The sequence below is a fragment of the Nitrospira sp. BLG_2 genome, assembly GCF_049222245.1.
Genome location: NZ_JBLYIG010000735.1, coordinates 1 through 1,568, shown reverse-complemented (window position 1 = coordinate 1,568; position 1,568 = coordinate 1). Strand labels below are relative to the sequence as shown.

1 protein-coding gene is annotated in these 1,568 nt (G+C 66.6%); it reads right to left on the bottom strand.

What is annotated here, in order from left to right:
* The coding region (locus ACOSYY_RS19650) for a hypothetical protein (RefSeq protein WP_421664650.1) at nt 1-1,500 on the bottom strand (1,500 nt) is incomplete at its 3' end.
* Between the last annotated feature and the right edge of the window lie 68 nt (nt 1,501-1,568).

Sequence of the window (1,568 nt, the reverse complement as noted above, 5' to 3'; positions counted from 1 at the left end):
CTTCGTCACATCGCCGGTGAACCCCGCAGCGGTCATCACATCCGCAGGTGGTGCTTCGGCCGCTGGCTGTTGGGCCACCGGTGGCGCGGCGGTCACGTTGAGCTGTGCGCGGCGCTTGATCTCGTCCAGGGCCAGCGCGATCAGGTCCTCCGCAAGCGGCTCCTCGAAGTAGTTGCGGATCATCAGCTTCTCCTGCGCCGCCTGCTCCACCAGGCTCATCTCCTGTCGGTAGGCGCGGGCCGTCTCGTTGCGCGGCACCTCCACATAGCCCACGTGCGTGCGCCCGCCGGGACCGGCCTCCACCAGGAACCGGTAGCGCCCGCTGCGCGGCAGGGCCAGCACATAACCGCCGTTCATGTCGGTGCGCACATCGGCGACACGCTCGCGCGTCATGGCATCCTCCACCACGATGTGCGCCTTGCGGTCCTTGGCGTCCAGTTCGGATGCGAAGGTGCCCTTGAGCACGGTGATGTTGACGGGCGTCTGCGCGGTGCTCACCCGGTACACGTGCAGCTTGCCTTGATGGCTGCTGCGGCCGCTCGCGAAAAACGCCTCCTTCCCTTCCGGGTCCACCATGTAGAAGAGGTCGTCATCGGGCGTGTTCACCGCGAAATCCAGGTTCTCCGGCGCGCCGAACACGTCGAGCCCCTTGTCGTACGAGGTGCGGAACACGTCGTAGCCGCCCATGCTGTTGGTCCCTTTCGAGGCGAAGTAGAAGTAGCGGCCGTCCGCGGAGAGGAAGGGGTAGTCCTCATCCTGGTCGGTGTTCACGTAGCCCGCGAGCTTCACCGGCTCGGCGAACTGGCCCGTGGGCAGCAGCTCGGTGCGGTAGATGTCGCGTCCCGTGCGGCCGTCCTTCCCCAGGCTGCTGAAGTAGATGGCCCCGCCCTTCTCGGGGATGTAGATGAGGGAGCGCACACCGCTCTTCTTGTCCAGCGATGAGAGGAGCTCCTCCGGCGTCACCACGATGCGACCGCCGATGCCGGCCAGGTCGTAGAAGCGGAAGAACTCGGCGGCGTCCACCTCCAGCTTGCTGTGCACGCTGATCTCCTTGAGGTTGTTCAGCAGCTGCAGCCCGTTCCGGCACTGCTGCTCCAGGGCATCCACCGGGTATTGCACCAGCACCTTCTTGTCGGCGGTGCCTTTGTAATGCTCGTAGGCGGCGAGCGCCTCCTTGAACCGGTAGGCCAGGTGGTAGGAACGGCCCAGGAAGTACCAGGCGAGCGGCGGTGTGGCGGGCACCTCGCACGCGAACTTCAGGTGGCCGATGGCCTTCTCCTTGTCATCGCCGCCGTACAGGGTGCAGGCGCCGAAGCGGTAGTTGAGCTCGCGGTCGGACGGGCTGAGGCTGACGAGCTGGGAATAGAGCGGATAGGCCTCGGCGAAGCGGCCCTGTGCGAAGAGGCCGTCCGCCTTTGCACGCAGCTGCTGGTCGCCGCCCTGGGCCAGGGCCAGGAACGGCAGCGCGAAGGCGAGGAATATGCCGGTGATGCGGTTCATCGACCGGGCGGGCGGCGTTGGGTGGTCATCGGCCTCACGGTGTCTCCTGTGTTCCCGACGCGCGGCCC